The 1873-nt window shown below is 70.4% G+C and carries 3 protein-coding genes; 2 read left to right on the top strand and 1 reads right to left on the bottom strand.

The window, feature by feature from the left end:
- The coding region (locus CCN56_RS18850) for a serine/threonine-protein kinase (RefSeq protein ID WP_143664554.1) at nucleotides 1-881 on the bottom strand (881 nt) is incomplete at its 3' end.
- 157 nt (nucleotides 882-1038) lie between these two features.
- Between CCN56_RS18850 and CCN56_RS18845 the strand changes: the two genes are divergently transcribed.
- Nucleotides 1039-1344: an SH3 domain-containing protein gene (locus CCN56_RS18845; protein ID WP_086828322.1), complete on the top strand. Its 306-nt coding sequence runs from the start codon at nucleotides 1039-1041 to the stop codon at nucleotides 1342-1344.
- 18 nt (nucleotides 1345-1362) lie between these two features.
- Nucleotides 1363-1704: a peptidase gene (locus tag CCN56_RS18840; RefSeq protein WP_256962038.1), complete on the top strand. Its 342-nt coding sequence runs from the start codon at nucleotides 1363-1365 to the stop codon at nucleotides 1702-1704.
- The last annotated feature ends 169 nt before the right edge of the window (nucleotides 1705-1873 follow it).

The following is a 1873-nucleotide window of genomic DNA, read 5'->3' as shown; positions in this document are numbered from 1 at the left end:
GGGGCGGACGGGGCGGGGGACCGCCGCTGTGACGGTATGAAGGCCGCCGCCTCGTACGAGGGCGGCAGCAGCGCGGTCATGATCTCGCCCGGAGTCGGACGTTCCGCCGGTTCCTTGGCGAGGCAGCGTGCGACGAGCGGGGCCAGGTCGGCCGGAACGCCCGTCAGATCGGGCTCGTCGTGCACGACTTGGTACGCGACGATGTAGGGGCTGTCGGAGTCGAACGGGCCGTGTCCGGTCGCGGCGTGCACGAGGACGGACCCGAGGGCGAACACGTCCGCCGCCGGTCCGACCTCACGCGGACGCTGGAACTGCTCGGGCGCCATGAAGGGCGGCGACCCGATCAACTTCCCCGTCTCCGTGTGCAGATCGCTGTCCACCGGCCGGGAGATGCCGAAGTCGATGACCTTCGGTCCGGTGTCGGTGAGCAGGACGTTGCTCGGCTTGAGGTCCCGGTGGACCACACCGGCCCTGTGGATGTCGCGCAGGGCCTCAGCGAGCCCCGCGGTCAGCCGGCGCAGCTCGGCGGGGGAGAGGGGCCCGTTCCGCTTCACCTGGTCGGCGAGGGTGGGGCCGGGGACGTACAGCGTCGCCATCCAGGGGCGTACGGCGTCGGGGTCGGCGTCCACGACGGGCGCGGTGAAGGCGCCGCTCACCCGGCGCGCGGCCGCGACCTCCTGGCGGAAGCGAGCCCTGAACTCCGGGTCCTCCGCGTACTGTCCGTGCACGACCTTGACGGCGAGCCGCAGTCCGGAAGGGGAGGTGGCCAGGTGAACCACCCCCATGCCGCCCGCGCCGAGACAGGCCTGAAGGCGGTACTCGCCCGCGTATTCAGGTCCTTCTGCTTCCCGGTCGGCACCGGTACTGCGCAACGGCGGCATCGCCCACCCCCGTGTGATTCCCCGTTGAGTCCGCGCGCGTGCGCGACGCACGGAGCCTAGTCCATGGTGCGTGCGATGTCGGAAGGGCTTGCTAGCCTGCGCGTCGCAGAGAGTGAATTTCAGCGGAGTGATTCCGCTGTCAACGGGGGAGGCTGTCATGACTGTTGAAGAGACGAGCGCCGCCACGGAACCGGACGAGGTGGTCACCATGAGCGTCGCGCGTTACCCGATCGCACCCGGTTACCGCGTCAACGTACGCTCCGGCCCGGGCACCAAGTACGGGATCGTGCGCACCCTCCCGCTGGGTGCGAGCGTGCCGATCTACTGCCAGACGCCGGGGGAATCGATCTCCGGCCCGTACGGCACCACGAATCTCTGGGACAACATCGCGAGCGACGAGTTCGTCTCGGACGCGTACGTGCACACCGGCAGCGACGGCTATGTCGCTCCCCGCTGCGGCTGACGGGGGATGAGGGAAACGATGCTCCGCAGGAGAATGCTCACCACCGTCGGCGGCGCGGCCGCCGCCCTGGGCCTGGTGCTCGCCACGGCCGGCAGCTCCTCCGCCGCCACGTCCTACTCGGTCGCGCCCGGCTACCGGGTCAACGTGCGCTCGGGCCCCGGCACCCAGTACGCGATCGTCCAGGTCCTGCCCCTGGACGCCACGGTGTCGATCTACTGCCAGGTGAAGTACGGCGAGACCATCACCGGCCCGTACGGCACGACGAGCATCTGGGACAACATCGGGCCGGGCAAGTACGTGTCCGACGCGTACGTCCACACGGGCAGCGACGCCATGGTCGCACCGCCCTGCGGCGGCTGAGCCCTTCCACCTCGCTCCAGGGATAATCGACCCTGTGAGCGACGAAGAGCAGACCCCCAGCAAGACCGGCGCCGGGCCGCAGCCGGAGGAGATCCGCTTCTTCGGCACGACCTGGGTCGACCACAGCGGCAACTACGCACTGCGCCGCGCCGGCCTGGCCGCCGGCGCG

It is taken from the genome of Streptomyces sp. NRRL B-24572, from assembly GCF_002156145.1.
Classification (GTDB): Bacteria; Actinomycetota; Actinomycetes; order Streptomycetales; family Streptomycetaceae; genus Streptomyces; species Streptomyces vietnamensis.
The sequence above is the reverse complement of the archived record's forward strand: the minus strand, read 5'-3'. Positions and strand labels throughout refer to the sequence as shown.